Below are 24,229 nucleotides of genomic sequence, written 5' to 3'. Positions count from 1 at the left end.
GTCAGCCGGGGCGGCCATCGACGCGCGGGCGGGACAGCACGGGCCAGTAGCGCACCGCGTAAAGGGCGAAGCCCGCCGACCACAGCAGCGCCGAAGCCAGGGCTGCGTGGACGATCTGGGCAGGGGCGACAACGGGCAGGACGACGCGCACGGCCGCGGCGGATGCGACCAGCACATAGCAGGCGACCTCATAGCGGTCGGCCTTCAAGGGCCGCCCGGTGTGGCCGCGCGCGGTGCGCGTCATCATGCCGATGACGAGGCCTCCCACGGCGCCCACGGTCAGCGCGTGCGTGGCAAGCGACGGCATCAGCCAGCCGGCTGCGGCCAGTGCGCGCAGCAGCAGATGCACGGGCACCCACAGATAGGCCAGGTGCAGCACCCACACCAGCGGCACTCGCCGCGTGCGCCAGGGCCGCCACAGCGCCCAGCGCCGGGCGTGCGCCGCACCGGCAGCGGTCGCCAGCAACGCCAGCGGCACGCCCTGCAGCCCGACCGCATCGGCAGCCAGCAGGGCCAGCACACTGCCCAGCGCGGCCTTCTCGACCCATGCATCGCGTGCCGCGCCCGCACCGGGCACGCCGTTGTTCGTGAACATCGGGATGACGCGCCCGCCCATGACGGCCAGGATGAAGAGCACCACGTCCAGCGCCACCTGGATACCGATCCAGCCCGGCACCGCGACCACGCCGAACTGCGCCAGGTGCACGCAGCCCGCCGCGAGCGCCAGCACGCCGAGCAGGCCGACGAAGAAGTAGTTGCGCCGGCTGCCTGCCTTCACGAAGGGCACGGCCAGCGCGACGGCCGCGGCCAGCGGGAAGGCGACGTTGGCGAGCGCGGCGGCCAGTGCATACGGCGTCAGCACCAGCACGCGGGCGGCCACCCACAGCGCCGCCAGCGCACCGAGCTTCCAGCCCGTGGGCGTGGGCAGGTTGGTCCAGTTGCGGCCGGCCGTGAACAGGAAGCCGACGATGACCGCCAGCGTGAAGCCGAACAGCATCTCGTGGGCGTGCCAGATCGGGCCGGCCAGGTAGGGCTGCCCCAGCAGCCCCGAGAACTGCAGCGCCCACAGCGGCACGGACAGCGCCGCGAAGACGCTGGCCAGCAGGTAAAACGGCCGGAAGCCCAGCGCAAACAGCGCAAAGCCCGCGGGCGCGGCGCCGGGGGGCTCGTCAATTCTCAACAGGGGCGTCATGTCTTGGGTTCCGATGAAGGGGTGCGAGCCCGGCACGCCAGGCGATGGCAGCGCCAGCCAGCGTCAGCACGAAGGCGGCGATGGCCAGCGCGTTGCCAGCCGCGCCCGCTGCCGTCAGTCGGGAGTCGAACAAGCCGCCGAAGAGGCGAACCGCCAGCGATGCGTGCAGCAGCGCAAGCGGCAGATAGAAGGGCCAGCCGAAGGCCAGCTTCACGCGGGCGACGGCCGGCAGGATGACCGGGGCATGGCCCAGCACCATGCTGAAGACGAAGCCGAGCGCGATGCCGTGCAAGGCCGCGTCGCGCCACGGCAGGCCGAGTGCCGTGCCCGCCCAGGCGAGGCCGGCGATGGCCAGCCACGCGTAGCCCGTGAGCAGGCACAGGGCCATGTAGCGGCTCAGGCCCGCCGCGCGGACCGTGCGGCGGGCGATGTCGAAGGCCGCGAGCCAGGCAGCGAGCGCTGCCAGCGACAGGCCGTACAGCACGCCGCCCCAGCCGGGCAGGAAGCCTGACAGCACCGCACCACAGGCCATCGAGGCCAGGATGGCGAGCAGGGCCGGGCCGGCACCGGCATGGCGGCGCATCAGCCGCGTCATCTCCAGCCGCTCGGCCGCGATGGTGAACACCAGGAAGCAGAACCACAGCGGCACCACGGCGCCCGCGATCAAGGCGAGTGCATGCAGCAGGCTGCCGGTGGCCCAGGTGGCCGCCCCGGCGAGCAGCAGCAAGGTGTGGGTGGCCCGCTGGCGCCGGACCACGGCCAGGTTCACCCCGACGAAGGCCAGCGCCGCACCCGCAGCCAACCACGCGCCGGCATCCGGCGCGCCGGCCAGCATCGCCAGGCCCGCGAGACCCGAGGCCACCGGCCCGGCAAAGGCGGCCGGATGCTTGACGGCCACGGCGCGCTCGATGGCGATGACCGTGCCCATGAAGGCGCAGATCATCAGGAAGGCATGGGCAGCGACGGCCGCGCTCGCGACGGGGACGGCAACACCCGCACGCACGAGGCCGCCGGCAATGCCGGCCAGCATCGACGCCACAACCAGGCCCGCAAAGGCCAGTCGCGGCAGCAGTCTCGGCGCGCGTCGCATCACCCGCCCCTACCAACCCATGAAGGCCTTGGCCCGGTCGCTCATGCGGTCGGTCGTCCAGGGCGGCTCCCACACCACCTCGACATGGATGCGCTGGTCGACCGGCACGACCTTGTCCAGCTCCACGCAGGCGTCGTCGACGATGACGTCCACCACCGGGCAGGCGGCCGAGGTCATGGTCAGCAACACCTTGACGCGCTCCGCCGTGACGGCCACGTCGTACACCAGGCCCACGTCGACGATGGACATGGCCACCTCGGGGTCCACCACACGGCGCAGTGCCGCGAGGATGGGCTCCCGCAGTTCGTCGGGGCCTTCGTAGGGATAGGGAAGCGCGGCGGCGTTCATACCGCGGCCTCGGCGGGCGCCATGAAGCGCAGCAGCTGCACCAGCTGCTGCCGGTTGGCCGTGATGTCGGCCAGCGTGTAGCGATCCAGCACGGCATGGAAGGCCTCCACCGCCTCGCCCAGCACGCCCTTGAGCCGGCAGTGGCTGACGATGGCGCAGTGGCTGGCCTCGGCCGAGAAGCACTCGGCCGGCTGGGCCTGGCCCTCGGTGTCGCGCACGACCTCGCCGATGCGGATCTGCTCCGCCGGCCTTGCCAGCGTGAGCCCGCCGCCCTTGCCGCGCACGGTGGTCACCCAGCCACGCTTGGCCAGGCGGTGAACGACCTTGGTGAGGTGGTTGGCCTTGATGTCGAAGGCTGCGCAGATCTCGCCCACCGTGGCCCGCCGGTCGGGCTCGGCGGCCAGGAACATCAGCACGCGCAGGCTGTAGTCGGTGAAGGCGGTCAATCTCATCGCTCAATCCTTTCAGCGCCCACGGGCCGGTGCGGCGCCTGCGGGCAGGCGATCCGCCGCACGGCGGCGCAGCAGGGCCAGGGCGTACAAGGCCAGGAACACGCTGCCCGCGGCGAACACGATGTCGCCCGGCACGCGCAGCCACACCAGCGTCTCCATCAGCTTGGAGTGGATGACTTCCGGCGAGCGGGCGTACCACAGGCCCTTGGTGATGCTCTCGTAGGCCTGGTAGATGCCGGCCGGCAGCAGCGACATGAAAACCATCATCGCCAGGCCGATGTTCAGGCTCCAGAAGGCGGGCTTGAGGAACTTGTCGGCATGCAATGCCCGGTCGTACAGGCCGCGCAGGCAGAACAGCATCAGGCCGATACCCAGCATGCCGTAGACGCCGAACAGCGCCGCGTGGCCGTGGGCCGCCGTCATGTTCAGGCCCTGCACGTAGTACAGCGACGCGGGCGGGTTGATGGCAAAGCCCAGCAGGCCGGCGCCCACGGTGTTCCAGAAGCCCACGGCGACGAAGGACAGGATGACCCACTTGTAGGCGCCCAGCCAGGCGACGTTCTTCGAGCGGCGATAGGTCTGCAGTGCTTCCAGGCCGATCAGCGTCAGCGGCACCACCTCCAGCGCGGAGAAGACCGAGCCGACCGCGATGACCGAGGTGGGCGTGCCCGTCCAGTACAGGTGGTGCAGCGTGCCCAGGATGCCGCCGAACAGGAAGACGATGGTCTCGGCAACGATGGCGCGGTTGGCAGAGGCCGCCCGCAGCAGGCCCAGGTTGGTGAAGATCAGCGCGACCACGGCCGTGGCGAAGACCTCGAAGAAGCCCTCCACCCACAGGTGCACCAGCCACCAGCGCCAGTACTCGATCATCGAATAGTGGGTGTGCTGGCCCCAGGTCAGCGAGCTGGCATAGAAGCCGCCGATGCAGGTGGCCGACAGGAAGACCATGGCGATGAGGCCGCGGGTTTCAGAAGGCCGCTTCAGCGCCGGCCACAGTGCGCGGCCCAGCAGGAAGACCCAGAGCAGCAGGCCGACGAAGAGCAGGATCTGCCAGAAGCGGCCCATGCTCGTGAACTCCAGGCCCTGGTTGCCGAACCAGAAGCTGAAGTCGATGCCTCGGTGCTGCAGCGTGCCCAGCCAGCCGGTGATGGTGGAGCCGAGCACGACGACGATGAGCGCCCAGAACAGCGCGTCGACGCCGAGCTTCTGCAGCTTGGGTTCGGCGCCCGACAGCAGCGGCGCGACGTACAGGCCCGTGGCCAGCCAGGCCGTGGCGATCCAGAACACGCCGATCTGCGTGTGGATGGTGCGGGTGACGGTGTACGGCAGGATCTGCGCCAGCGGAATGCCGAAGAAGGCCTGGCCCTCCACCGCGTAGTGCGCGGTGATGGCGCCCATGCCGATCTGCAGCAGCATCAGGCCGATGACGACGAAGAAGTACTTGCGCGTCGCCTTCATCGACGGCGTGGCCTTGGCGCCCAGCAGCGGGTCGGCCTTGGGCACTTGCGCCTCCTCCTCATCGCCGTTCTTGTGCAGCCACAGCATCGCGGCGATACCGGCCAGCAGCAGCACGATGCTGGCCATCGACCACATCGCGGCCGAGGTGCTCATCGTGTTGCCCACCATGGGCTCGTGTGGCCAGTTGCTGGTGTAGGACAGGCCGGTTTCGCCGGGGCGGTCCGTCACCGTCGCCCAGGCCGACCAGAAGAAGAAGGCCGCCAGCGCCTTGCGGTGCTCGGCCTCCGGCAGGGCGCCGGCCGTCATCGCGTACTGGTCGCGCAGCTTTTCCAGCGCAGGGTCGGTGCCGAAGAGGCCTTCGTAGTGCGCGGCGACTTCACGGATGGCCTGGGCGCGGGCGGCGGAGACACGCACGTCGCCGCTGGCGTCGTCGTGGGTGTTGCGGCGCATCTCGTCGCGCAAGCCCTGGTCGACCGCGGCCCGCTGGGCATCGCTGACGGGCAGGCCGCCCTGCTGCTGCTCGGCCAGACGCAGGGCCTTCAGCGCCAACGCTTCGCGGTGCAGCCAGTCTGCCGACCAGTCGGGTGCGACATAGGCGCCATGCCCCCACACCGTGCCGAGCTGCTGGCCGCCGGCAGTCAGCCAGGCTTGCTGGCCCAGCTGGATCTGCTCACCGGTGAACAACACCTCGCCGTCGGCGCTGACCACCCGGGTCGGGATGGGCGGGGCGGAGAGGTAGATCTGCCAGCCCAGGTAGCCCAGGGCACCGAACGACAGGACGAATATCAGGCCCAGCCAACGCCAGAGCCTCGTGGTGGATTTCATGATGCTTCCTTCTCAAATGCTCGCTGTATGCCGCTCAGGTTCCGCCGCAGGCGCCGCAGCAGCGGCCTTCGCTGTGCGCCGCAGGGGCCTTGGCCAGCCGCGTGACCCACAGGTCCGCGTCGACCTGGCTGGCGTCCCAGGTGAACTGCCCCGGCAGGCTCTTGCCGAGCTGCAACAGCAGGGGTTGGGGGTCGGTGTCGTCGATCAACTCCGTCGAATCGCCCGGGCTCAGGCCGCGGAGGACCTCGGCGATGCGCGCCGGCCTGGACTCGCGGGCGGATTCGCGCAGGTCGACTTGGGTGATGCAGGGGCTCGATGTCATGGTTTCTTGAACATGCATTTGTGATGCATGAATCTTAGGAATCCACCCCGCCCGGGGATTTGACGTACATCAAATTGACCGTCGGCAGCAGCCCGGCGGTCATCCGGAAGCCGCCAACCGAGCACATCCCGCGCGGTTTGGGACAATGGCGGGATGTCTGAAGTCCTCGCCCCCATCTCCCCAGCAACGCCCAACGCGGAAGACCTCGCCGCCAAACGGGCCGCGCACGAGATCAACAAGCTCTCCAAGCGCCTGCACCGCCAGGTCGGCCAGGCCGTCACCGACTTCCACATGATTGAAGACGGCGACAAGGTCATGGTGTGCCTGTCGGGCGGCAAGGACAGCTACGCGATGCTGGACATCCTGCTGAACCTGCAGGTGCGCGCGCCGATCAAGTTCAGCCTCGTCGCCGTCAACCTCGACCAGAAGCAGCCCGGCTTCCCGGAAGACGTGCTGCCCAACTACCTGCGTTCGCGCGGCGTGGACTTCCACATCGAGACCCAGGACACCTATTCCATCGTCAAGCGCCTCATCCCCGAGGGCAAGACGACCTGCAGCCTGTGCTCGCGCCTGCGCCGCGGCATCCTGTACCGCGTGGCGGGTGAGCTGGGCGCCACCAAGATCGCGCTTGGCCACCACCGCGACGACATGGTCACGACGCTGTTCCTGAACATGTTCTTCGGCAGCCGCCTGAAGGGCATGCCGGCCAAGCTGGTCAGCGACGACGGCAAGAACGTCGTCATCCGCCCGCTGGCCTACGTGAAGGAACCCGACCTCGTGCGCTGGGCCGAGCACCGCGAGTTCCCGATCATTCCTTGCAACCTCTGCGGCAGCCAGGACAACCTGCAGCGCGTGCAGGTCAAGGCCATGATCAACGAGTGGGAGAAGCGCTACCCCGGCCGCATCGACAACATCTTCACGGCCATGGGCAACATCGTGCCCTCGCACATGATGGACAAGAAGCTGTTCCCGTTCGAGACCATGAAGGCCACCGGCCAGGCCGAGCCGGACGGTGACATCGCCTTCGACGACGACGAAAGCTGCGCGACACCTACGCCGGCTTCGGTCATCACGCTGCAACGCTGATTTACAAAGGGGCAATCTGAGCGGGTCAGAATGGCGGCATCTCGTTGATGGAGGTGCCGTCATGAACCGCCGCCTGATCCTCTCCGCCCTGGCCGCCGCCTCGGTCGCCGCACTCGCCGGCTGCACCGGCCCCTACACGGTCTCCGCTGACGTTTCCAGTTATGGCAGCTGGCCGGCCGACCGCAAGCCCGGCAGCTATGCCTTCGACCGCCTGCCCTCGCAGCAGCAGAGCGAGGAAGCCGCCAAGCGCCAGGCCACGCTGGAAGACGCCGCCAAGGCCGCGCTCGAAAAGGCCGGCTTCAAGCCCGCGGCCGACGCCAAGAGCGCCGACGTGCTCGTCACGCTGGGCGCCCGCGTCACCGCCTACGACCCCGTGCCCTGGGACGACCCGCTGTGGTGGCGCTGGCGCGGCCGCCTGATCTCGCCGCGCTACGGGTACGCGCCCGGCTGGGGTGGCTTTGGCTGGCGCCATGACCCCTTCTTCGACCGCCGCTACGACCGTGCCGTGGCCTTGCTGATGCGCGACCGCGCCAGCGGCGAGGCCCTGTTCGAGACCCACGCCAGCAACGAAGGCATGACCATGGGCAGCGAGGCGGTCATCGCCAATCTGTTCGACGCCGCCCTGGCCGAGTTCCCCAAGGTCAACCCAAAATCGCACCGCGTCGGCGTGCAAGCGGTGCGCTGACCCGGCTGCGCCATGCGCGCCTGACCATAATCGCGACTTCGTTAAAACGCAGTCGCAAGGCAGGCATGGCGCTCAATATCGTGATCATGGCGGCGGGCAAAGGCACCCGCATGAAGTCCGCAACGCCCAAGGTGTTGCACAAGCTCGCCGGCCGCGCGCTGCTGGCCCATGTGCTGAAGAGCTGCGAACCGCTCGCGGCGCAGGCCCGCATCGTCATCACCGGCCATGGCGCCGAGCAGGTCGAAGCCGCAGTTGCGGCTGACGGCATCTCGTTCGTGCGCCAGATGCCCCAGTTGGGCACCGGCCACGCCATCCAGCAGGTCGTGCCCGTGCTGCAGGGCGAAGGCACGACGCTGATCCTGAACGGCGACGTGCCCCTCATCGAGACGACCACGGCCAAGGCCCTCATCGATGCCTGCGCCGGCCACGCCCTCGTGCTGCTGACGGTGGATCTCTTCGACCCCACCGGCTACGGCCGCATCATTCGCGACCCCGACGACGGTGGCGTGCTCGCCATCGTCGAGCACAAGGACGCCACGCCCGAGCAGCGCCTCATCCACGAGGGCTACAGCGGCATGATGGCCGCCCCCACCGGCGCGCTGAAGCGCTGGGTCGGCCAACTGACCAACAACAACGCCCAGGGCGAGTACTACCTGACCGACATCGTCGCGATGGCTGTTGCCGAAGGCCTGCCGGTGCTGGGCATCAAGGCCGGCAGCGAGACCGAGGTACTGGGCGTGAACGACCCCGTGCAACTCGCGCAGCTGGAACGCGCCTTCCAGGCCCAGCAGGCCGAAGACCTGATGCGCGCCGGCGTGCGCCTGGCCGACCCGGCCCGCTTCGACCTGCGCGGCACGCTGACGCATGGCCAGGACGTGGAGATCGACGTGAACTGCGTCTTCGAGGGCCACGTGGAGCTGGGCGACGGCGTGCGCGTCGGCGCCAACTGCGTCGTCCGCAACGTGAAGATCGCGGCCGGCGCGCGCATCCACGAGTTCACGCACATCGACGGCGAAGCGGCCGGCGCCAGCGTTGGCGAAGGCGCACTGATCGGCCCCTTCGCCCGCCTGCGCCCGGGCGCTCAGCTGGGCGCCGAAGTCCACATCGGCAACTTCGTCGAGGTGAAGAATTCGACGCTGGCCAAGGGCGCCAAGGCCAACCATCTGGCCTATCTCGGCGACGCGACGGTGGGCGAGCGCGTGAACTACGGCGCCGGCAGCATCACGGCCAACTACGACGGCGCCAACAAACACCGCACGACCATCGGCGACGATGTCCACGTCGGCTCCAACTGCGTGCTGGTGGCGCCGATCACGCTGGGCAATGGCGCCACCATCGGTGGCGGCTCGACCATCACCAAGGATGTCAACCCCGGCGACCTGGCCGTGGCGCGCGGCAAACAGGTGGCACTGGCCGGTTGGACCCGTCCTGCGAAGAAGCGTTGAATAGTGACTTAGTTCCGGCGATTGCTTCACACCGCCCGAGGTCGGGGGGCACTCGCCGAACCGGCCCGCCGTTAGGATGACCCCGCCTCACGAACTCGCTGTACCTCATGGCCCACGAACTCGACTTTGCCGCGCTCTCGCTTGACGATGCCATCCCGGCCGACCTCGGTGCGTTCGAGATCGCCCAGGCCCGCAGCGAGGCCGACGCCCGCAACCGCGCGCTGGAGCTGAAGGCCCAGGCCTGCAACAACGCCGCCGACGCCTGCTGGTACCTGGCTCGCAGCCTCGGCGCCGCACGCGACCTGCCGCAGGGCGGCGAAGCCAGCCTGGAATTGCTGTTCCAGCTCATCGGCGCCCTCGCCGACCTGCCCACCGACATCGCCGGCGCACCGCTGCCCGAAGTGGTGGGTGGCCGCGAAGACGGCATCACCGAACTCTGCCTGCAGCTCGAAGCCGCCCGCGAAGTGACCGAAGAAGCGCTGATCGACGCCGAGCTCGCCCCGGCCCGCACCCAGCACTGCCACTGAGCACAACCGCACAACGCAAAAGGCGCCCCGGAGGGCGCCTTTTTCATTCCGGCGGCTTCAACCGCCGTTGCTGAGCGTCTTGTCCAGGGCTGCCATCGGCGGCAGCGTCAGGCGGTTGTCCACCGCCTTCACGCCGGTCGTGGCCGCAGCGACGACGGTGGCACGCTCACGGGCCTGGATGTCGGGCGCCTGGCCTTCCAGCTTGACAACACCATGGTCGGTCGTGACCGCGATGCGCGCCGTCGACAACACTGCATCGGCAGCCAGCGCCTGGCGAACCTGGACGGTGATGCCGGTGTCCACCGGATCAGGCGCGGCAGGGGCCTGCTGGGCCAGGGGTGGCGTCACCGGAGCGGTGGCCACGGGCGGAACGACCGGCGCGGTGGTGGCTTCCGGCGGCACGACAGCAGGGGTCGCAGGCGTAGCGGCGGGCATCGGCAGGATGTCGCGCAGCACCGGCGGCGGCGAGGCCTGGGCCAGCACTTCAGGCTGCGGCGTCAGCGTACGGACGACAGGTTCCGGTGCCTGCACCTTGGGCGCCGGCGCAGCAGCCACGGTGACCGGCGGCGTCGGCACAGAGGCCTTGGCCGTGCGCGTCTCGGCGGGGGCCGGCTTCACGGCGGGCGCCTCATCGGCCGGCTTCACGGCGGGCGCCTCATCGGCCGCCTTGACTGCAGGCGTTTCGGCCGGCGTGGGCGTCGCCTCGGGCGCCGCCGTCACCACGCCAGTGCTGGGCGGCGCGGTCTGCAACTGCACGTCTTCCGGCGACGGCGTGGCCTGGCCAACAACGATGGCCGCAGCGGGCTCGCTGGGCTTCATGCTGCGCGACATCACCACCGCTCCGCCGATCAGCAGGGCACCCACGCCAACACCGATCACCCAGGGCGTGGTGTTGGAACGCGGCGCGCTGCTGGACGCGGAAGTGCTTGCCGCTGGGCGCACGGTGGGCGCAGCAGCGGCATGCGAATACGCGGCCGGTGAAACGGGCGTCGTCACGCTGGCGGTACGGTTGTAGGGCAGCGGGTCGCCGTGAAGCGGCGTGTGCGCATTGACGGGCTTGGCGCCGGCCTTGAAGCCCGTCTTCAGGCCCGGCTTCGGGGAGGTTCTGACGGGAGCCGCCGGGGCGTCATCGAAGTGATTGGCCCAGCCGTCTGCATGCATTGATTTGGGAAACTTCATCACTGCCTCCTGTTGTCGTAATCGACGGGTTCGTGATGAATCCATTGTTGGAACGGCGCGGGCACGCGCCGTGCCGGCCTAGGCAGCCTTGCCTTGTAGGACAGCGGGCCAGGGGCGTAGCGAGTTGTGACTGCGGTAAGCGAATGCCGCTAGAACGGGCGCACCGGCAACGTCTGCTCACGCTGCAGCCAGTTGCGCGGCGAGTAGCGGCTGGCCGCGTCCGTCACATGCAGCGTGTAGGCGTGGCGCGACTTCTCGGAGCGGTTGGCCGCCGAGTAGTGCGGCAGCAGGCCGTGGAAGACAACCAGCGAGCCGGCCTCGACTTCCAGCGGGATCGCCTCGGCCGAATCCGCCGCCGGCCAGGGCGTCGGGTCGATCTGCTCCATCCAGGCCTTGCGGCCCTCGCGCACGAAGCGCTCGCGGAGCACGCCACGCGAGCCCTTGTGGCCGCCGGGCTCGGTCCACAGGCAGCCGTTCTGCAGCGTCGCGTCTTCCAGCGCGAACCAGAAGGTCGTCACGGTGATGGGGTCGCTCTCGAAGAAGCTGGCGTCCTGGTGCCAACGCACCTCGCCGCCGATGCCGGGCTGCTTGAAGATGAACATGCTCTGCCAGACCTGCGGCTTGTTCAAGCCCAACTGCGCCGCAACGCCGCGCAGTGCCTCGCCCTTGGAGAAAGCCGAGAACACCGGGTCGAGGTCGTGCATCGCATGGCCGATCTTGTTGATGGCCAGTTCCTTGGGCACACGCAGCCGGCCTTCGGCGTCGAAGGCCTCCTCCTCGAAGAAGCAACGCACCTGGTCGCCGCTGTCGAGGAAGTAGTCGTCGACATGGCGCTGCTGCTCCTCGGTCGTGAAGACGGGGCGCTGCTCGCCGGGGTCGAAGGCGTCGACGATCTCCAGCGCACGGGCGCGCAGCGCGGCGATGTCGGCGGCAGGCTTGAAGCCGGGGATGACGAGGAAGCCCTGTTCGGCGTAGACGGAGGCGAGGTCGGCGTCGATCTTCATATGCATGCGGGAAGGAGTTGTGCGGATTGTGTCGCCGCCGCCGCGCGCCCACAGTGCGCCTACCTCAATCTTCGGGAGAAGCCCTGATGAAAGCACTCAAGGTCCTGCTGATCGTCGTCGTCGCACTGCTGGCCGTGTGCCTGGGCGGCGGCTTGATGCTGTCGCCCAAGTTCACCGTGTCGCGCACGGTGACGATCAACGCCGCCCCCGAAAAGATCTACGCCCTCATCGCCGACCCGCGTGGCTGGAAGGCCTGGAGCGCCTGGAACCAGCGCGACCCTGCCATGGCCATCGAGTACAGCGGCCCGCCTTCAGGCGCCGGCGCCGTGTGGGCCTGGAAGAGCAAGACCCAGGGCGACGGCCGCATGACCTTCACGAGCGCCGAGCCGCCCAAGCGCCTGGGCTACGACCTGTTCTTCCCCGACTTCGGCACCACGTCGACCGGCGACTTCCGCCTTGACGCCAACGGCGGCGCCACCCAGGTCACGTGGGCCATGAACGGCGACATGGGCGCCAACCCCATCTACCGCTGGATGGGCCTGTTCATGGACAAGATGGTCGGCCCGGACTTCGATGCCGGCCTGGCCAACCTGAAGGCGTTGGCCGAGAAGCCCTGACCAGGCCGGCGGCCCCGATCAGGATGGCCGCCGCACCCAGCCACTGCAGCGGCGCCAGCGCATGCCCGAGCGCCACGCGGTCCACGGCGATGGCCACCACCGGGTAGAGGAAGGACAGCCCGCCCTGCAGGGCCGTCGGCAGCCGCTGCACGCCGGCGTACATCAGCGCGTACATCAGCCCGGTGTGCACAACGCCGAGCACCACCAGCGGCATCCATCCCCACGCCGTCTGCGGCAGATGGCCAAAGTCGGCAAACGGCGCCAGCATCAGCACGCCCACGCTCACCTGGATCAAGGCGATCAGCGGCGCCGCCATGCCGGCCAGGCGCTTGGCCACCACCGCCGCCACCGCCCACAGCGCGGCGGCAGCCAACGCCATCGCGACGCCCAGCCCGAAATTGCCGCCCACATAGCCGGCGCTCGGCCGCGCCTGCACGATAAGCAGGACGCCAGCGAAGGCCAGCCCCACCCAGGCCAGCCGCGCCGCGCTCAGGCGCTCGCCGAAGAACACGACGCCCAGGCCCATCAGCAGGAAGGGCTGCAGGTTGTAGACCGCCGTGGCCACGGCCACCGAGGCCCGGCTGTAGGCTGCGAACAGCAGCACCCAGTTCAGCACGATGGCCACGCCGCCCAACACGGCCAGGCCGAACTCGCGCGCAGTGGGCCGGCGCCACAGGCCAAGCACAGTGCAGATCAGCGCCAGCGTCAACAACCCGAAGCCGCAGCGCCAGAACACGACGTCCAACGGCGCCAGCCCGGACAGCAGCACGAAGTAGCCAATCGAGCCCAGCAGGCTCATCGCGCCGCCCATTTCGAGCACGCCGCGGGTGGTGGGAGACACGGGGATCCTTGCAGTGACGAGGAATGTCATTGTTCCCGGGCATTCCTGATGCTCACATACAGAGAATGCGGCGAATCCTGAGATTGGCAGAATCCAGAACGGAAAAATACCATTCAGACCGAATCATGATCGACCCCACCGACCGCCTGCTGCTGGCCGCCCTGGCCGCCGACTCCCGCGCACCGCTGAAGGATCTGGCCCAGGCGATCCGCCTGTCGCCAGCCGCCACGTCGGAGCGGTTGACGCGGCTGCGCGAGCGGGGAGTGATCCGCGCCTTCACCATCGACATCGACCCTGTGGCGCTGGGTTTCACCCTCCAGGCCATCGTGCGCGTGCGGCCCATGCCCGGCGCGCTGGCCACCGTGCAGCAGCGCATCGAGGCCATGCCCGAGGCGCTGGAGTGCGACAAGGTCACCGGCGACGACTGCTTCGTGCTGCGGCTGGCGCTGCGCTCCATCGAACACCTGGACCAAGCCCTGGACCGACTGGCCGACTGCTCCCAGACCAGCTCCAGCATCGTCAAGGCCCAGCCCTTGCGCCGCCGCGCGCCGATGCTGAAGCTGGCCGGCTGACCGCGCTCAATGCCGGCCGAGAACACCTGATCCTCAATCGGCAGCCGCCTTCCCCCCGAAAGCGGTGGAGGCAGCGCAGCCAGCATTGACCCTGGCCCAGTGCAGGCGCAACGTCCGCGAGCCCCTCCAGGAAAGGACGCATCATGATGTCTCTCCTCCTCCGCGCACGGGTCTGGCTCGCTGCGCTGCTGCTCGCCCCGTCCCTGCTGCTGGCTGCGCCCTACGAGGTGATCGGCTCCATCGGTTCCACCCAGACGGGCGGCCCCTTCATCACGAATCTCGGCAACGGCACCTCGCGCTGGGTCACGCCACTCGACTGGACCAACAACAACGCCTTCGCGACCGGCCCGCTGTTCTTCATCGCGACCTCGCAATGGGTCAACGGCCAGCCGGCGAACGCCAACGCCATGCAGTGGGACAACGCCGCCGGCCTGTTCCGCCAAGGCAACCTCGCGGCCGAGGCCGACAACGAGGATCGCTTCATCAAGCTCTCCGACACCGACATCAGCTTCGCGGCGCTGAACCCCGTCTTTGGCATCGGCGCCGGCGACAGCCTCGCGGCCTTCAGCCTCGGCTCATTCAACCCCGGCCAGACCCTCTCGGCCGCCGTCAACTTCGTGCTCACCGATTCCATCGGCGAGATGTGGTTCAACGGCGTCATCGTCCAGCAGAAGCTGCCCCTGCCGGGCAGCCTGCCGCTGGCCATCGCCGCCGCCCTCGCGCTGTGGGCGGTGCGCGCGCGGCGCGGCGCCAAGGGCTGAGCCCGTCAGCTCGGTTCCCAGACCAGGGCCAGGGCCAAGGCCGCCTCGGTTACCGCACGGCCCAGCGGCGTCGCCGGGTCGGGCCGGCGCAGGCGCGGCACGCTGCCGCTCAGGTCCAGGCTGCCCACCACCGTGCCCTGGTGCAGCATCTCGTAGCCCACGGCCGCCGTCTGCGGCTGGGTGCTGCCTTCGTGCAGATGGGCCGAGCGCAGCCCCACGGTCAGCTCGCCACGGCGGTAGGCGCCCTCGCGGCTGAGCTTGCCGCGGCGCATCTGGCCTTCGCCGATCTGCAGCATGGCGGCAGGTGCGTTGCCCCAGCGGCAGCTCAACACCCAGGGCTTGCTGTCGGCCAGCCGGCCGTTGGCGCTTTGCTCGGGCGTCCAGGCCTCGCAGACGGCCGCGCTGTCGCCCGCCGGGCCAGCCCAGAAACGCAGCGGCGCGCGCACGGCGCCGGGCAGCGGCTCGAACAGCGCCAGCCGATCCGCACCGCGCTCGTAGCGCACGCGCTGGCCGCTGAGCGTGAACTCGCCCTGCCGCCCCCAGCCCGCCTTGCCGAAGCTCTCCTGGGCCAAGCCGGCCACGGACGGCGGCTGGGCCATGCGCCCTTCGCGCCCTTCCCGCACCTCGCGCACAGCGGCGCAACCGGCAAGCAGGGCCAGCAGCAGGGTCGAAGCAAGTACGGTCCGGGAAGGGTGGCGCATGGGCGGCAGGCGGGAATCGTGGCTCAGGCATCGACTCTAGGGCCGGGGCCTCCGTCAATCGTCGGGCAACTGTTACCCGGCGTTGCTTTGGTTAAGCCGTACAAAGGTGCTGCACCCATAGCCGGGCCGCGGCAAGCTGCGGTTCCCGGCCGTGATGCTGCCGGTGCTGGCTGGCGAGCTGACGTTTGCGCTGCGGCTGACTGCGGGCAAACACCGGGTTGCCGCCGCGCCCGCCGCCCCCACGTCCCGCCCATCCTCACTCGCCCGCCAGCCAGCCATGAGCGAAACCTCGGTTCCCACCCTCTACGAATGGCTGGGCGGCTTGCCCGCCCTGCTGCGCCTGACCGAGCGCTTCTACGAGCGCGTCAAGGACGACGCGCTGCTCGCGCCCGTGTTTGCCCACATGAACGGCGAGCACCCGGCCCATGTCGCCGCCTTCCTCGCCGAGGTGCTGGGCGGGCCAGCGGCCTATTCCGAGCAGCACGGCGGCCACCCGCACATGGTGCGCCAGCACCTGGACCGCCACCTCAGCCAGGCTCAGCGCCGCGCCTGGGTGGCGCTGCTGCTGGACACGGCCGACCAGCTCGGCATGCCCGACGACCCGGAGTTCCGTTCCGCCCTGGTGGGCTACCTGGAATGGGGCTCGCGACTGGCCGTCATCAACTCGCAGCCCGGCGCCGTGGTGGACGCCGACGCACCCATGCCGAAGTGGGGCTGGGGCGAGGCCAAGGGGCCGTATCAGGGCTGATGCACAAGCGCGGCCTTGCATGCTGAAATCGCGCCACTTCAGGAGGCACCCATGAAACGCGTGACCGGCATCGGCGGCATCTTCTTCAAATCCAGCGACCCCAAGGCCCTGGCCGATTGGTACGCCAAGCACCTCGGGCTGCCCGTCGAGGCCTGGGGCGGCGTCACCTTCCCCTGGGCCACGCCCGACAACCCAGGCGGCGCGGGCGGCACCAACTGGTGCCCCTTCAAGGCCGACACCGGTTATTTCGCGCCGAGCACGGCCGCCTTCATGATCAATTTCCGCGTCGCCGACCTGCACGGCCTGCTCGCGGCCCTGCGCGAGGAAGGCTGCAACGTCGTCGGCGACCCGCAGGACTCGGAGTACGGCAAGTTCGGCTGGGTCATGGACCCGGACGGCAACAAGGTCGAGCTGTGGGAGCCGCCGGCGGGGCAGTAAGCCCGCCAGCCGCTACTGGTTGATCGGCGGCGCCGAAGTCACGGGCTCCGACGCGGCCTCCTCGACGCGCGGCGGCGCCGGTGGCAGGCCGATGCGCGCGATCGCCATGTCGCCAGCGAACTCCGAATAGAACCAGTTGCCGTCCTGCTGCACCAGGCCCTCGGCGGGCGGTGCGAGCTGGGTGTTGGGCTGGCCCTTGAGCGCCACGGCCATGGTGGCCGCCCAGACCGGCAGGGCCAGGCCGCCGCCGCTCTCGCGCTCGCCCAGGGACTTGGGCTGCGGATAGCCTATCCACACCGCGCCCGCGCGCGTGGCCTGGAAGCCGCAGAACCAGGCGTCGACGGCGTCGTTGGTCGTGCCCGTCTTGCCGTAGAGATCCCAACGGCCGAGCATGGCACTCGCCCGCGCTGCCGTGCCTTCGCGGGCCACCGCGGCCAGCAGCTGCGAAGTCATGAAGGCATTGCGTGCGCTGACGGCCTGGCGGGGCTTGGGCGGTTCGGCCTGCCAGATCGTCTCGCCCTGGGCGTCCTGCACGCGCTGGATCAACCAGCCCGAGCGCAACTGGCCCTCGTTGGCAAACGCCGCATAGGCCTGGGCCATCTGCAGCGGCGTGACGGCTCCGGTACCCAGCGCGATGGTCAGGTTCAGCGGCTGCCTCTCCTCGTCCAGGCCAAAGCGTGCCGACCAGGCGCGGGCGCGCTGCGGGCCTAACGCCTGGGCAACGCGGATGGTGACCATGTTCTTGGACTTGGCCAGGCCCTGGCGCAGCGTCAGCGCCTCCTCGTACTGGCCGTCGTAGTTGCGCGGCGCCCAGTCGCCCTGCTCGAAGGGTTGGTCGCTGACCAACGTGCCGGCCCAGGCGCCCTGCTCGATCAGCGCCGAGTAGATGAAGGGCTTGAAGGCCGAGCCCGGCTGGCGGTAGGCCTGCGTTGCGGAGTTGAACTGGTTGCGCGTGAAGTCGAAGCCGCCCACCAGCGCGCGGATGGCGCCGGTGGCCGGGTCCAGCGTGACGACGGCACCCTCGGCCTGCGGCGTCTGGCTGACCTGCCACTGCTTGTTGGACTCCAGCACCCGCAGCACCGCGCCGCGCTTGAGGTTCTGCAGCGGGCGCATGGCCTGGCCCTTGAGCGTGATGCGCTCGCCATCGCCCAGCACCAGCTCGGCAGCGGTCTTGTCGAGCTTGAGCAGCACGGCCGAGCGCAGTTCGCCCAGGTCGGGGTGCGCATCGAAGGCGGCGTCCAGCGCTTCGTCAAGGTCGCCACTGTCGGGCAGCTCGACGGTCGCCTCCGGCCCGCGGAAGGGCTGGCGGCGCTCCAGCTCGAAGAGGGCGTGGCGCAGCGCCTCCTGTGCGGCCGCCTGCTCGGCGTAGAGCAGCGTCGTCGTCACCGTGAGGCCGCGCGTGTAGGCGGCCTCGCCGAAGCGGGTCAATATCTCCTGGCGCACCTGCTCGGCGGCGTGGTCGGCAACGCCGGCCAGGCGCTTGGGGCGCTGGATGCTGAGCGGCTGCTCGCGGGCCGCCTTGGCCTGCTCGGCGGTGATCAGCTTGACGGCCACGAGGCGCTCCAGCACGACGGCCTGGCGGCGCTTGGCCCGCCCGAGGTTCTGCACCGGGTTGAAGCCCATGGGGTTCTTGGGCAGGCCGATCAGCAGTGCCATCTCGCCCGTGCTGAGCTTGTCCAGCGTCTTGCCGTAGTAGCGCTCGGCGGCCGCCGCGAAGCCGTAGGCGCGGTTGCCGAGGAAGATCTGGTTCATGTAGATCTCGAGGATCTGCTCCTTGGTCAGCGCGTGCTCGATCTTGATCGCCAGCAGCGCCTCCACGGCCTTGCGCGACCAGCGCTGCTCCTTGGTCAGGTAGGTGTCGCGGGCCAGCTGCTGCGTGATGGTCGACGCGCCGTGCAGCGGGCCGCTGTGCGTCAGGTTGCGGAACATCGCGCGCACGATGCCGCCGAAGTCGATGCCCGAGTGCTCGTAGAAGTCGGTGTCCTCCACGGCCAGCAGCGCGTCCTGCATGGGCTTGGGGATGTCCTTCAGCGCGACGAAGCGGCGCCGCTCGGCGCCGAACTCGCCCAGCAACTGGCCGTCGGCACTCATCACGCGCAGCGGCTGGTGGGGCTGGTAGTCGGTCAGCACGTCCAGCGCCGGCAACTGCTGCCACAGGAAGATCGCGACGATGGCGCCGACGAGGACGAGAACCAGCGGCAGCCCCAGCAGGACCATCAACCAGGGGCGGGCCAGCAAGGCCTGGACAAAACCGGAACGGCGCAGCACGAGGCGGGGGACTTGTTAGGACTTCTTGGCCTTGAAGGCCGTGATGGCACGGGCGAGGTCTTCGCGTTCCTCGCAGCCGCTGGGGCACAGCTGGGCCAGCGCGGCCAGGCGCTTCTCGGCGCTGGCGACGTCGCCCTTCATCAGGTAGAGCTCGCCGAGGTATTCGTTGGCGCCGCGGTGGCCGGGGTCGATGCGCAGGGCTTCGAGGTAATGGCCCTCGGCCTGGGCCAGGTCGGGCGTGGCCTGCTTGCGCAGCGTGTAGCCCATCAGGTTGTTCCAGTCGGCACTGGCGGCCTGGGGCTGGGCGCGCAATGCGGCCAGCGCACCGACCCAGTCCTTGGCCGCGATGAGGCGGCGCGGCGCGGCCAGCGCGTCGGCGGCGGCCGGCTTGATTTCCGGCGGCGGGCTCATGTCGGCCGCCCAGGCGGGGTGGGTCAAAAGCAGCAGGGCGGTCAGGGCAAGCAGGCGCATGTCGTCTCCTCGTTCGGATGGGGCAGCAGCTTAGCGCCCCGGGCCGCGCTGGCGCCCCCGATGTCGTAAGTCATGGTGCCGTCGCACCGTCGGCTGAAGGCGCGGCTTCGTCGGGCGATCCGCGAGCTTCGTCCGGCGGCAGCTGACTGCGGCGGCGGCGATCTTTAACTTTGCGCCATCGCCAACCCCATGGAGACCGCCATGAAAAACCTGCTGACCGTGCTGCTGCTCGCCGCCCTCCCCGCTTCCTTCGCCTTCGCCGCTCCCGCTGCCTGCCCGGACGCCGGCGAGCAGCTGACCGAATACCTCGCCAGCGCCAAGCAGCGCATCCGCAGCGAAGGCGAGGTGCGCGTCGAGTTCGAGGTCGACGCCAACGGCCGCGCCCAGTTGCTGGCGCTGGACGGCTCGCGTGCCTACCGCAATCCGGTGCGCATCGCGATGCAGACGCTGGAATGCCAGCGCGGTGCGCCGCAGCGTTACGTCCTTAACATCCGCTTCGCGGAACCGGCGCCGATGATGGCCGCTTCCGCGGCCTCGGCCACCGTCGCGCAGGCGGCCCGCACCGACGCCCGCTGACACCCCCTTCATGCCGCCCACGCCCGCGCCCCCGTCTGCTCCCATCCAGCGCCCGCTGCTGCGCCGCTCGGCGCTGGCCGTGGCCGCCGCCGTGAGCCTGGCGCTGGCGCTCGGGCTGATGCTGCCCGAGCTGGTGAACTGCAAGTTCGCCAGCGAGGACAACATCTGCAACGCCAACCACCTGCCGGGCCGGCGCGCCTGGCTGGCCGTGGCCGTCATGCTCTACAGCCTGTGGCTGGGCGCCGTGCTCAGCCACCCGTGGCTGCCGCGGGCGCCACAGTGGCGTGGCGCCGGGCTGGCGGTGCAGATCGCCGTGCTGACGGTGCTGAGCACCTTTGTCGGCATGGCGGGCCACCACTTCGGTGGGCCCGACATCTTTTTCTCGCCCTACAACCTGCAGGTGCAGCTCATCCTGTCCAGCTGCGCCTGCCTGGCGCTGGAGTACCACCAGCGCGGCCGCCGCCGCGAGGCCGATGCCGAGTCCCTGCACCGCGGCGAGCAGGCCCAGGCCGGCCAGCTCGACGCCGCACGCGCGGCACTGCTGCAGGCCCAGGTCGAGCCGCACTTCCTGTTCAACACCCTGGCCCACCTGCGCCGCCTAGCCCGCACCGACGCACCGGCCGCACGCGCCATGCTGGCCGACCTGCGCCTGTACCTCGCAGCCGCCCTGCCCGAGCTGCGCCAGGCCGAGGCGCCGCTGGCGCGCGAGCTGAAGCTCGTGGCCGCCTTCCTCGCACTGCACCAGCGGCGCATCGGGCCCGACCGGCTGACGCTGCGCTACGAGATTGCGCCGGGGCTGGACGACATCATCGTGCCGTCCACCTGCCTGCTGACGCTGGCCGAGAACGCCATCAAGCACGGCATCGGGCCGCAGGTGGAGGGCGGCGAGATCTGCGTGCGCGCGGGGCCCGATCCCGACGAAGCAGGCCTGCTGTGCCTGGAGGTGGCCGACACCGGCGTCGGCATGGGCAGCGGCAGCGGCAGCGGCACGGGCCTGGCCACGCTGCGTGCGCGGCTGGCGGCAGCCTACGGCACGCAGGCCAAGCTCAGCCTGCACCTGAACCAGCCACGCGGCCTCGTCGCCCGCGTGCAGCTGCCGTGGCCATGAAGCTCCATCTACAACCCGGCGACCTGGGCTGGATGCTGCTCGTCGGCGCGGCCACGCTGATTGCCAACGGCACGCCGCTGGGCAACAGCATGCCCGGCAACGATCTGGTGAACGCGCTGATCTACAACGTGCTGCAGTTCGGCGTGCCCGCCGTGCTGCTGCTGCACCTGGCCGACGCCGCCGTCGACGCGCGCCGCCTGCCGGCCTGGGTCGCCTATCCGGCCGTCGTGCTGACGACAGTGATCGGCGGCGTCTGGTTCATCGCACCGGCTCTCTACCCGGTGCTCGGCAAGGTGGATTGGTGGACGGAAGAGTCCAACTATGGGCTGGCCAGCACCACCTTCGTCTGGCACGCGCTGGGCGTGGCCGTCTACGTGCAGCTGCGCTTCTCGCGGCGCGCCCAGGCCCGGCTGGCATTGCTGCGAGACGCGGCCGCGCGGCGCGAACGCCAGCTCGCCGCGACCCAGCTGCTGGCCCTGCAGGCACGCGTGGACCCGGCCCTGCTGTCCGACCGCCTGGCTGCCATCGACGACGAGCTGCTGCAGGAACCGCTGCGCGCTCAGGCCCGGCTGGCGGCGCTGATCGAGCTGCTGCGCGCGTTGCAGCCCCACGTCGAAGCCGAGGTGTCGACACTGGCCCGCGAGATCGTCGCGCTGCGCGCCTATGCGCGGCTGGTCAGCGCCGATGCCCAGCACACCGAGCGGCTGCACCTGGCCAACCTCGCCGAACCACCCGACTGGCCGCTAGCACCGATGGTGCTGCTGCCGCTGGTGCGACCGCTGCTGGACGAAGGCACGACGCTGTGGAGCCTGTCGCTGCACACGAGCGCCGGCACGGCCGAGCTGAGGTTGCAGGCGCTGGGGCCCGATGCCGCGCGCACGCGACGGGCGGCCGAGAGCGTGCCGGTCGTCGAACTGGCCCAGCGCCTGCGCGCCGTGCATGGCGAAGCTGCGGCACTGACGCTGTTGGCAGAAGATATGCCAATGTTCAAGCTGACCTGGCCCACCCCGACATGACCCGCGTCCTGATCGCCGAAGACGAAGCCCTGCTGGCCGCCGAGATCCGCGAGGAGCTGCTGCGCCAGTGGCCCGAGGCGCAGATCGTCGGCATGGCACGCGACGGCCACGAGGCGCTGCGCCTGGCCGAGCAGTTGGCGCCCGAGGTCTGCTTCCTGGACGTGCAGATGCCCGGGCTGTCGGGCCTGGAGGTGGCCCAGCTGATCGGCCGGCGTGCCCACGTCGTCTTCATCACGGCCCACGAGCGCTACGCGGTGCAGGCCTTCGACGAGGGCGCCGTCGGCTACCTGCTGAAGCCGCTGTGCGCGGTGCGCATGGCCAAGACGTTGCTGCGTCTGAAGGAGCGCCTGCCCCAGCCGCCCGCGGACCTCGGCGGCCTGGCCACGCGCACGGCCACCAGCCCCGCGGCTGCGGAGCCGCTGCGCTGGATCACCGTGCAGCGCGGCCGCGAGTTGCAGCTCATCACCGTCGAGGACGTGGCTTACTTTCGCGCCGACAACAAGTACGTCGCCGTCGTCACGGCGGACAACGAGGCGCTGATCTCGGTGCCGCTGAAGGAGCTGGTGTCGCGGCTGGATGGCGAGCACTTCTGGCAGGTGCACCGCTCCACCATCGTCAATGCGCGGGCGATCAAGTCGGTAAGCCGGTCCTTGAGCGGCAAGCTCAGCATTGCGCTGAAGGACAGGCCCGAGACGCTGGAAGTCTCGCCGGCCTACGCGCACCGGTTCAAGCAGCTTTGAGCTGAAAAAGCTCGGCGGCGTTGCCCCAGGCGATGCGCTGGGCGACTTCAGGCGGCAGCTGGCCCAGCCAGCCGCGGTAGTCGGCGAACAGGCCTTCATAGTGCTGCCAGCGCTGCGTGACCCAGGTGTCGGAGCCGATCAGGAAACGGCCCGGATGCTGGGTGAAAAGCGCGCGCCAGTCGTCGCTGAGGCGGCCGTCGAAGCTCAGCCCCGGCCGGTAGGACAGCTCGCCGCGCAGGCCCGGGTGCTTGGCCAGCAGCTCGCGCACGCGCGGCAGCGGTTCACCGGAGATGCCGGAGTGGGCCCAGATCAGCGAGGCACCGGGCGCGTGGCCGAGCAGCTTGTCGACCGCCACGTCGTCGACATGCGCCAGCACCGTGAGGCCACGCTCGCGCGCCAGCTTCACCAAGGCAATGGCCGTCGGCCCGTCGGCGTTGGCGCTGTCGTAGAGATGGAACTCGCCCAGGCCGCGGAAAGGCCCGGCCGGGCTGCCGCGCTTCAGCAGCTCCAGCACCATCAACCGGATGCTGTCGTCGGCGAACCAGCCCGTGTAGTCGGCACGGTTGCGGTAGAGGCGCACGAAGGGCACCCACTGCGGCCCGGCTTCAGCCACCAGGCGCAGCGTGCCGTCGTTGGGCCGGCTGTTGACCAAGGCCCCACGCACGCCGGCGCGAGCCATGCGGGCGAGCACGTCGGCCGGCGGATGGGGCGCCTGGGCGTCGTCGTTGTAGTGCAGGTGGGCGTCGAAGATGGGGCCGCCGTAGCCACCCTCGGCCCGCACCGTGAGCGGCAGCCCAGCGAGCAACAGCGCGCGCCGGTTCAGCATCAGACGGCGCGTTCCGCTGCTGCGATGAGGCGGCTGATGCGCGACACCGACAGGCCGAGCTGGTGTGCCAGATCGGTCATCGCGACGCCGCCGTCGGTGTGTGCCAGCCACAGCGCCTGCTCGCGGATGCCGCCGGCGCGGTTCAGCCACTCGCCGAACGCCGGCCGTGCGGCACGCCGGGGCGCGGCGGCAGCGGCCCGCATGCGCGCGGCGAAGTCGGCGTCGCCGAGGAAGATCTGCTCGCGCAGCCGGCCTGGCCACAGCTGCAGGCCGGGCTCGGAGGCGACGAGGCGGGCGTAGCGCTCGCCAGCCAGGCGATGCTGGGCGGGCGTGGCCGCCACGCGGCCAAGCAAATGGGTGTGCAAGCCGTCGACATCCAGCCATTCGGGCGCCGGCTCCATGCCGGCAAGCGCCCGGAAGCTGGAACCCGCCCAGTCGGCCGCGCCGCGCGCGAGGCCCAGGCGCACCGGGTTGAGGTCGACGTAGCGGCAGGCGTCCAGCAGATGACGCTCGCGGTCTACCAGCACGGCATGGAAACGCCCCTGGAACAAAGGCCCGCTGAAAGCCCGGCGGCGCTGCTGGTGCTGGGTGTAGACGCCGTTCACATGCCGCATCAGCTGCGACAGGTTGGCGCGCCGCGTGAACAGCAGCAGGTGGTAATGGTCGGGCAGCAGGGCATAGGCCAGGGCCTGGGCGTCGAAGCGGTGCAGGGCCTGGGCCAGCAGCGTGCGCATCTCGGCGCGGTCGCTCTCATCGGCGAAAGCGACCGTGCCGCTCTCGAACGGGCAGTGGGCGCCGATCAGGTAGACCGCGCCGGCGATCTCGAGTCGAGCGGGCCGGGCCATTGGGCGACCTTATGCCGCCGAGCGGGGAATGGCAAGATCGGGGCTCTGTTAACGCGACGGCAACGCCCCCCAGGCCGGCCGCCAGCCC

At 70.1% G+C, this 24,229-nt stretch carries 26 protein-coding genes and 1 pseudogene; 13 read left to right on the top strand and 14 right to left on the bottom strand.

The window, feature by feature from the left end:
* Nucleotide 1 precedes the first annotated feature (1 nt).
* Genes AC07V5_RS10535 through AC07V5_RS10510 form a run of 6 tightly spaced genes read right to left on the bottom strand, consistent with a single transcriptional unit; the run spans nt 2 to nt 5,687 of the window.
* A complete protein-coding gene (locus AC07V5_RS10535) occupies nt 2–1,192 on the bottom strand; it encodes an NnrS family protein (RefSeq protein ID WP_495115600.1) in 1,191 nt (396 codons plus the stop codon).
* The gene (locus tag AC07V5_RS10530; protein ID WP_495115599.1) at nt 1,170–2,282 is read right to left on the bottom strand and encodes a DUF8744 domain-containing protein; all 1,113 of its coding nucleotides are present in this window, start codon (nt 2,280–2,282) and stop codon (nt 1,170–1,172) included. The genes AC07V5_RS10535 and AC07V5_RS10530 overlap by 23 nt, the downstream gene beginning before the upstream one ends.
* Before the next feature lie 9 nt (nt 2,283–2,291).
* Nucleotides 2,292–2,630 (bottom strand): metal-sulfur cluster assembly factor, encoded by a 339-nt coding sequence (locus AC07V5_RS10525; RefSeq protein WP_495115598.1) that lies wholly within the window; start codon nt 2,628–2,630, stop codon nt 2,292–2,294.
* A complete protein-coding gene (locus tag AC07V5_RS10520) occupies nt 2,627–3,082 on the bottom strand; it encodes an Rrf2 family transcriptional regulator (RefSeq protein ID WP_495115597.1) in 456 nt (151 codons plus the stop codon). Before AC07V5_RS10520 ends, AC07V5_RS10525 begins: the two co-directional genes overlap by 4 nt.
* A gap of 12 nt (nt 3,083–3,094) precedes the next feature.
* On the bottom strand, nt 3,095–5,365 hold the full coding sequence (locus tag AC07V5_RS10515) for a nitric-oxide reductase large subunit (protein ID WP_495115596.1): 2,271 nt from the start codon (nt 5,363–5,365) through the stop codon (nt 3,095–3,097).
* Nucleotides 5,366–5,399: 34 nt separating this feature from the next.
* Nucleotides 5,400–5,687 carry a DUF2249 domain-containing protein gene (locus AC07V5_RS10510; RefSeq protein WP_495115595.1) on the bottom strand — a complete coding sequence of 96 codons (288 nt, stop codon included), beginning with the start codon at nt 5,685–5,687 and terminating at the stop codon, nt 5,400–5,402.
* Nucleotides 5,688–5,894: 207 nt separating this feature from the next.
* On the opposite strand from AC07V5_RS10510, the pseudogene ttcA reads away from it, so the two are divergent.
* From ttcA to AC07V5_RS10490, 4 genes and pseudogenes are all read left to right on the top strand, one after another.
* Nucleotides 5,895–6,773, top strand: a pseudogene (ttcA, locus tag AC07V5_RS10505) (tRNA 2-thiocytidine(32) synthetase TtcA); the annotation flags it as partial.
* 61 nt (nt 6,774–6,834) lie between these two features.
* A complete protein-coding gene (locus AC07V5_RS10500) occupies nt 6,835–7,458 on the top strand; it encodes a DUF4136 domain-containing protein (protein ID WP_495115594.1) in 624 nt (207 codons plus the stop codon).
* 65 nt (nt 7,459–7,523) lie between these two features.
* Entirely contained in the window at nt 7,524–8,903 is a 1,380-nt protein-coding gene (glmU, locus tag AC07V5_RS10495) for a bifunctional UDP-N-acetylglucosamine diphosphorylase/glucosamine-1-phosphate N-acetyltransferase GlmU (protein ID WP_495115593.1), read from the top strand.
* Nucleotides 8,904–9,010: 107 nt separating this feature from the next.
* Nucleotides 9,011–9,430 carry a hypothetical protein gene (locus tag AC07V5_RS10490; protein WP_495115592.1) on the top strand — a complete coding sequence of 140 codons (420 nt, stop codon included), beginning with the start codon at nt 9,011–9,013 and terminating at the stop codon, nt 9,428–9,430.
* 57 nt (nt 9,431–9,487) lie between these two features.
* Here the strand turns inward: AC07V5_RS10490 and AC07V5_RS10485 are convergent, their stop codons facing one another.
* Together AC07V5_RS10485 and AC07V5_RS10480 are read right to left on the bottom strand one after the other, a co-directional pair.
* A complete protein-coding gene (locus AC07V5_RS10485; RefSeq protein ID WP_495115591.1) occupies nt 9,488–10,609 on the bottom strand; it encodes a BON domain-containing protein in 1,122 nt (373 codons plus the stop codon).
* A 149-nt stretch (nt 10,610–10,758) separates the two neighbouring features.
* The gene (locus AC07V5_RS10480) at nt 10,759–11,619 is read right to left on the bottom strand and encodes a phytanoyl-CoA dioxygenase family protein (protein ID WP_495115590.1); all 861 of its coding nucleotides are present in this window, start codon (nt 11,617–11,619) and stop codon (nt 10,759–10,761) included.
* Between the two features lie 80 nt (nt 11,620–11,699).
* On the opposite strand from AC07V5_RS10480, the gene AC07V5_RS10475 reads away from it, so the two are divergent.
* Nucleotides 11,700–12,230: an SRPBCC family protein gene (locus tag AC07V5_RS10475; RefSeq protein WP_495115589.1), complete on the top strand. Its 531-nt coding sequence runs from the start codon at nt 11,700–11,702 to the stop codon at nt 12,228–12,230.
* Here AC07V5_RS10475 and AC07V5_RS10470 read toward each other — a convergent pair.
* A complete protein-coding gene (locus AC07V5_RS10470; RefSeq protein WP_495115588.1) occupies nt 12,157–13,101 on the bottom strand; it encodes a DMT family transporter in 945 nt (314 codons plus the stop codon). The two genes, AC07V5_RS10475 and AC07V5_RS10470, sit on opposite strands and share 74 nt — an antisense overlap.
* A 95-nt stretch (nt 13,102–13,196) precedes the next feature.
* Between AC07V5_RS10470 and AC07V5_RS10465 the strand changes: the two genes are divergently transcribed.
* Nucleotides 13,197–13,643: an Lrp/AsnC family transcriptional regulator gene (locus AC07V5_RS10465; protein ID WP_495115587.1), complete on the top strand. Its 447-nt coding sequence runs from the start codon at nt 13,197–13,199 to the stop codon at nt 13,641–13,643.
* 146 nt (nt 13,644–13,789) lie between these two features.
* Entirely contained in the window at nt 13,790–14,404 is a 615-nt protein-coding gene (locus AC07V5_RS10460; RefSeq protein ID WP_495115586.1) for a hypothetical protein, read from the top strand.
* Nucleotides 14,405–14,409: 5 nt separating this feature from the next.
* On the opposite strand, the gene AC07V5_RS10455 is transcribed toward AC07V5_RS10460, so the two are convergent.
* Complete coding sequence (locus AC07V5_RS10455; RefSeq protein WP_495115585.1) at nt 14,410–15,105, bottom strand: hypothetical protein; 696 nt, start codon at nt 15,103–15,105, stop codon at nt 14,410–14,412.
* A 277-nt stretch (nt 15,106–15,382) separates the two neighbouring features.
* On the opposite strand from AC07V5_RS10455, the gene AC07V5_RS10450 reads away from it, so the two are divergent.
* Both AC07V5_RS10450 and AC07V5_RS10445 read left to right on the top strand, forming a co-directional pair.
* Nucleotides 15,383–15,853 carry a group II truncated hemoglobin gene (locus AC07V5_RS10450; RefSeq protein WP_495115584.1) on the top strand — a complete coding sequence of 157 codons (471 nt, stop codon included), beginning with the start codon at nt 15,383–15,385 and terminating at the stop codon, nt 15,851–15,853.
* Between the two features lie 51 nt (nt 15,854–15,904).
* On the top strand, nt 15,905–16,291 hold the full coding sequence (locus tag AC07V5_RS10445) for a VOC family protein (RefSeq protein WP_495115583.1): 387 nt from the start codon (nt 15,905–15,907) through the stop codon (nt 16,289–16,291).
* Between the two features lie 12 nt (nt 16,292–16,303).
* On the opposite strand, the gene AC07V5_RS10440 is transcribed toward AC07V5_RS10445, so the two are convergent.
* The gene (locus AC07V5_RS10440; protein WP_495115582.1) at nt 16,304–18,559 is read right to left on the bottom strand and encodes a penicillin-binding protein 1A; all 2,256 of its coding nucleotides are present in this window, start codon (nt 18,557–18,559) and stop codon (nt 16,304–16,306) included.
* A 15-nt stretch (nt 18,560–18,574) separates the two neighbouring features.
* On the bottom strand, nt 18,575–19,030 hold the full coding sequence (locus tag AC07V5_RS10435) for a tetratricopeptide repeat protein (RefSeq protein WP_495115581.1): 456 nt from the start codon (nt 19,028–19,030) through the stop codon (nt 18,575–18,577).
* Between the two features lie 201 nt (nt 19,031–19,231).
* Here AC07V5_RS10435 and AC07V5_RS10430 point away from each other — a divergent pair, with 201 nt between their 5' ends.
* Genes AC07V5_RS10430 through AC07V5_RS10415 form a run of 4 tightly spaced genes read left to right on the top strand, consistent with a single transcriptional unit; the run spans nt 19,232 to nt 22,470 of the window.
* A complete protein-coding gene (locus AC07V5_RS10430; RefSeq protein ID WP_495115580.1) occupies nt 19,232–19,606 on the top strand; it encodes a hypothetical protein in 375 nt (124 codons plus the stop codon).
* 10 nt (nt 19,607–19,616) lie between these two features.
* Complete coding sequence (locus tag AC07V5_RS10425; RefSeq protein WP_495115579.1) at nt 19,617–20,714, top strand: sensor histidine kinase; 1,098 nt, start codon at nt 19,617–19,619, stop codon at nt 20,712–20,714.
* Nucleotides 20,711–21,730, top strand: a complete 1,020-nt coding sequence (locus AC07V5_RS10420; protein ID WP_495115578.1) for a LytS family sensor histidine kinase — start codon at nt 20,711–20,713, stop codon at nt 21,728–21,730. Before AC07V5_RS10425 ends, AC07V5_RS10420 begins: the two co-directional genes overlap by 4 nt.
* Nucleotides 21,727–22,470 (top strand): LytR/AlgR family response regulator transcription factor, encoded by a 744-nt coding sequence (locus AC07V5_RS10415; protein ID WP_495115577.1) that lies wholly within the window; start codon nt 21,727–21,729, stop codon nt 22,468–22,470. Before AC07V5_RS10420 ends, AC07V5_RS10415 begins: the two co-directional genes overlap by 4 nt.
* On the opposite strand, the gene AC07V5_RS10410 is transcribed toward AC07V5_RS10415, so the two are convergent.
* Both AC07V5_RS10410 and AC07V5_RS10405 read right to left on the bottom strand, forming a co-directional pair.
* On the bottom strand, nt 22,457–23,296 hold the full coding sequence (locus AC07V5_RS10410; RefSeq protein ID WP_495115576.1) for an amidohydrolase family protein: 840 nt from the start codon (nt 23,294–23,296) through the stop codon (nt 22,457–22,459). The two genes, AC07V5_RS10415 and AC07V5_RS10410, sit on opposite strands and share 14 nt — an antisense overlap.
* Nucleotides 23,296–24,141 (bottom strand): transposase, encoded by an 846-nt coding sequence (locus AC07V5_RS10405; protein ID WP_495115575.1) that lies wholly within the window; start codon nt 24,139–24,141, stop codon nt 23,296–23,298. Before AC07V5_RS10405 ends, AC07V5_RS10410 begins: the two co-directional genes overlap by 1 nt.
* Nucleotides 24,142–24,229 lie beyond the last annotated feature (88 nt).

This window comes from Roseateles sp. GW821-FHT02E12, from assembly GCF_059421665.1.
Note: the sequence above shows the minus strand (reverse complement) of the source record. Positions and strands in the feature narration are given on the sequence as shown.

Coding starts and splice junctions, on each gene's coding strand:
- AC07V5_RS10435 (WP_495115581.1), bottom strand. CDS start 19,030: ATGCGCCTGCTTGCCCTGACCGCCCTGCTGCTTTTGACCCACCCCGCC.
- AC07V5_RS10460 (WP_495115586.1), top strand. CDS start 13,790: ATGTCTCTCCTCCTCCGCGCACGGGTCTGGCTCGCTGCGCTGCTGCTC.
- AC07V5_RS10485 (WP_495115591.1), bottom strand. CDS start 10,609: ATGAAGTTTCCCAAATCAATGCATGCAGACGGCTGGGCCAATCACTTC.
- AC07V5_RS10450 (WP_495115584.1), top strand. CDS start 15,383: ATGAGCGAAACCTCGGTTCCCACCCTCTACGAATGGCTGGGCGGCTTG.
- AC07V5_RS10405 (WP_495115575.1), bottom strand. CDS start 24,141: ATGGCCCGGCCCGCTCGACTCGAGATCGCCGGCGCGGTCTACCTGATC.
- AC07V5_RS10410 (WP_495115576.1), bottom strand. CDS start 23,296: ATGCTGAACCGGCGCGCGCTGTTGCTCGCTGGGCTGCCGCTCACGGTG.
- AC07V5_RS10425 (WP_495115579.1), top strand. CDS start 19,617: ATGCCGCCCACGCCCGCGCCCCCGTCTGCTCCCATCCAGCGCCCGCTG.
- AC07V5_RS10500 (WP_495115594.1), top strand. CDS start 6,835: ATGAACCGCCGCCTGATCCTCTCCGCCCTGGCCGCCGCCTCGGTCGCC.
- AC07V5_RS10470 (WP_495115588.1), bottom strand. CDS start 13,101: ATGACATTCCTCGTCACTGCAAGGATCCCCGTGTCTCCCACCACCCGC.
- AC07V5_RS10520 (WP_495115597.1), bottom strand. CDS start 3,082: ATGAGATTGACCGCCTTCACCGACTACAGCCTGCGCGTGCTGATGTTC.
- AC07V5_RS10525 (WP_495115598.1), bottom strand. CDS start 2,630: ATGAACGCCGCCGCGCTTCCCTATCCCTACGAAGGCCCCGACGAACTG.
- AC07V5_RS10535 (WP_495115600.1), bottom strand. CDS start 1,192: ATGACGCCCCTGTTGAGAATTGACGAGCCCCCCGGCGCCGCGCCCGCG.
- AC07V5_RS10510 (WP_495115595.1), bottom strand. CDS start 5,687: ATGACATCGAGCCCCTGCATCACCCAAGTCGACCTGCGCGAATCCGCC.
- AC07V5_RS10515 (WP_495115596.1), bottom strand. CDS start 5,365: ATGAAATCCACCACGAGGCTCTGGCGTTGGCTGGGCCTGATATTCGTC.
- AC07V5_RS10475 (WP_495115589.1), top strand. CDS start 11,700: ATGAAAGCACTCAAGGTCCTGCTGATCGTCGTCGTCGCACTGCTGGCC.
- AC07V5_RS10455 (WP_495115585.1), bottom strand. CDS start 15,105: ATGCGCCACCCTTCCCGGACCGTACTTGCTTCGACCCTGCTGCTGGCC.
- AC07V5_RS10465 (WP_495115587.1), top strand. CDS start 13,197: ATGATCGACCCCACCGACCGCCTGCTGCTGGCCGCCCTGGCCGCCGAC.
- AC07V5_RS10480 (WP_495115590.1), bottom strand. CDS start 11,619: ATGCATATGAAGATCGACGCCGACCTCGCCTCCGTCTACGCCGAACAG.
- AC07V5_RS10490 (WP_495115592.1), top strand. CDS start 9,011: ATGGCCCACGAACTCGACTTTGCCGCGCTCTCGCTTGACGATGCCATC.
- glmU (WP_495115593.1), top strand. CDS start 7,524: ATGGCGCTCAATATCGTGATCATGGCGGCGGGCAAAGGCACCCGCATG.
- AC07V5_RS10430 (WP_495115580.1), top strand. CDS start 19,232: ATGAAAAACCTGCTGACCGTGCTGCTGCTCGCCGCCCTCCCCGCTTCC.
- AC07V5_RS10530 (WP_495115599.1), bottom strand. CDS start 2,282: ATGCGACGCGCGCCGAGACTGCTGCCGCGACTGGCCTTTGCGGGCCTG.
- AC07V5_RS10445 (WP_495115583.1), top strand. CDS start 15,905: ATGAAACGCGTGACCGGCATCGGCGGCATCTTCTTCAAATCCAGCGAC.
- AC07V5_RS10420 (WP_495115578.1), top strand. CDS start 20,711: ATGAAGCTCCATCTACAACCCGGCGACCTGGGCTGGATGCTGCTCGTC.
- AC07V5_RS10415 (WP_495115577.1), top strand. CDS start 21,727: ATGACCCGCGTCCTGATCGCCGAAGACGAAGCCCTGCTGGCCGCCGAG.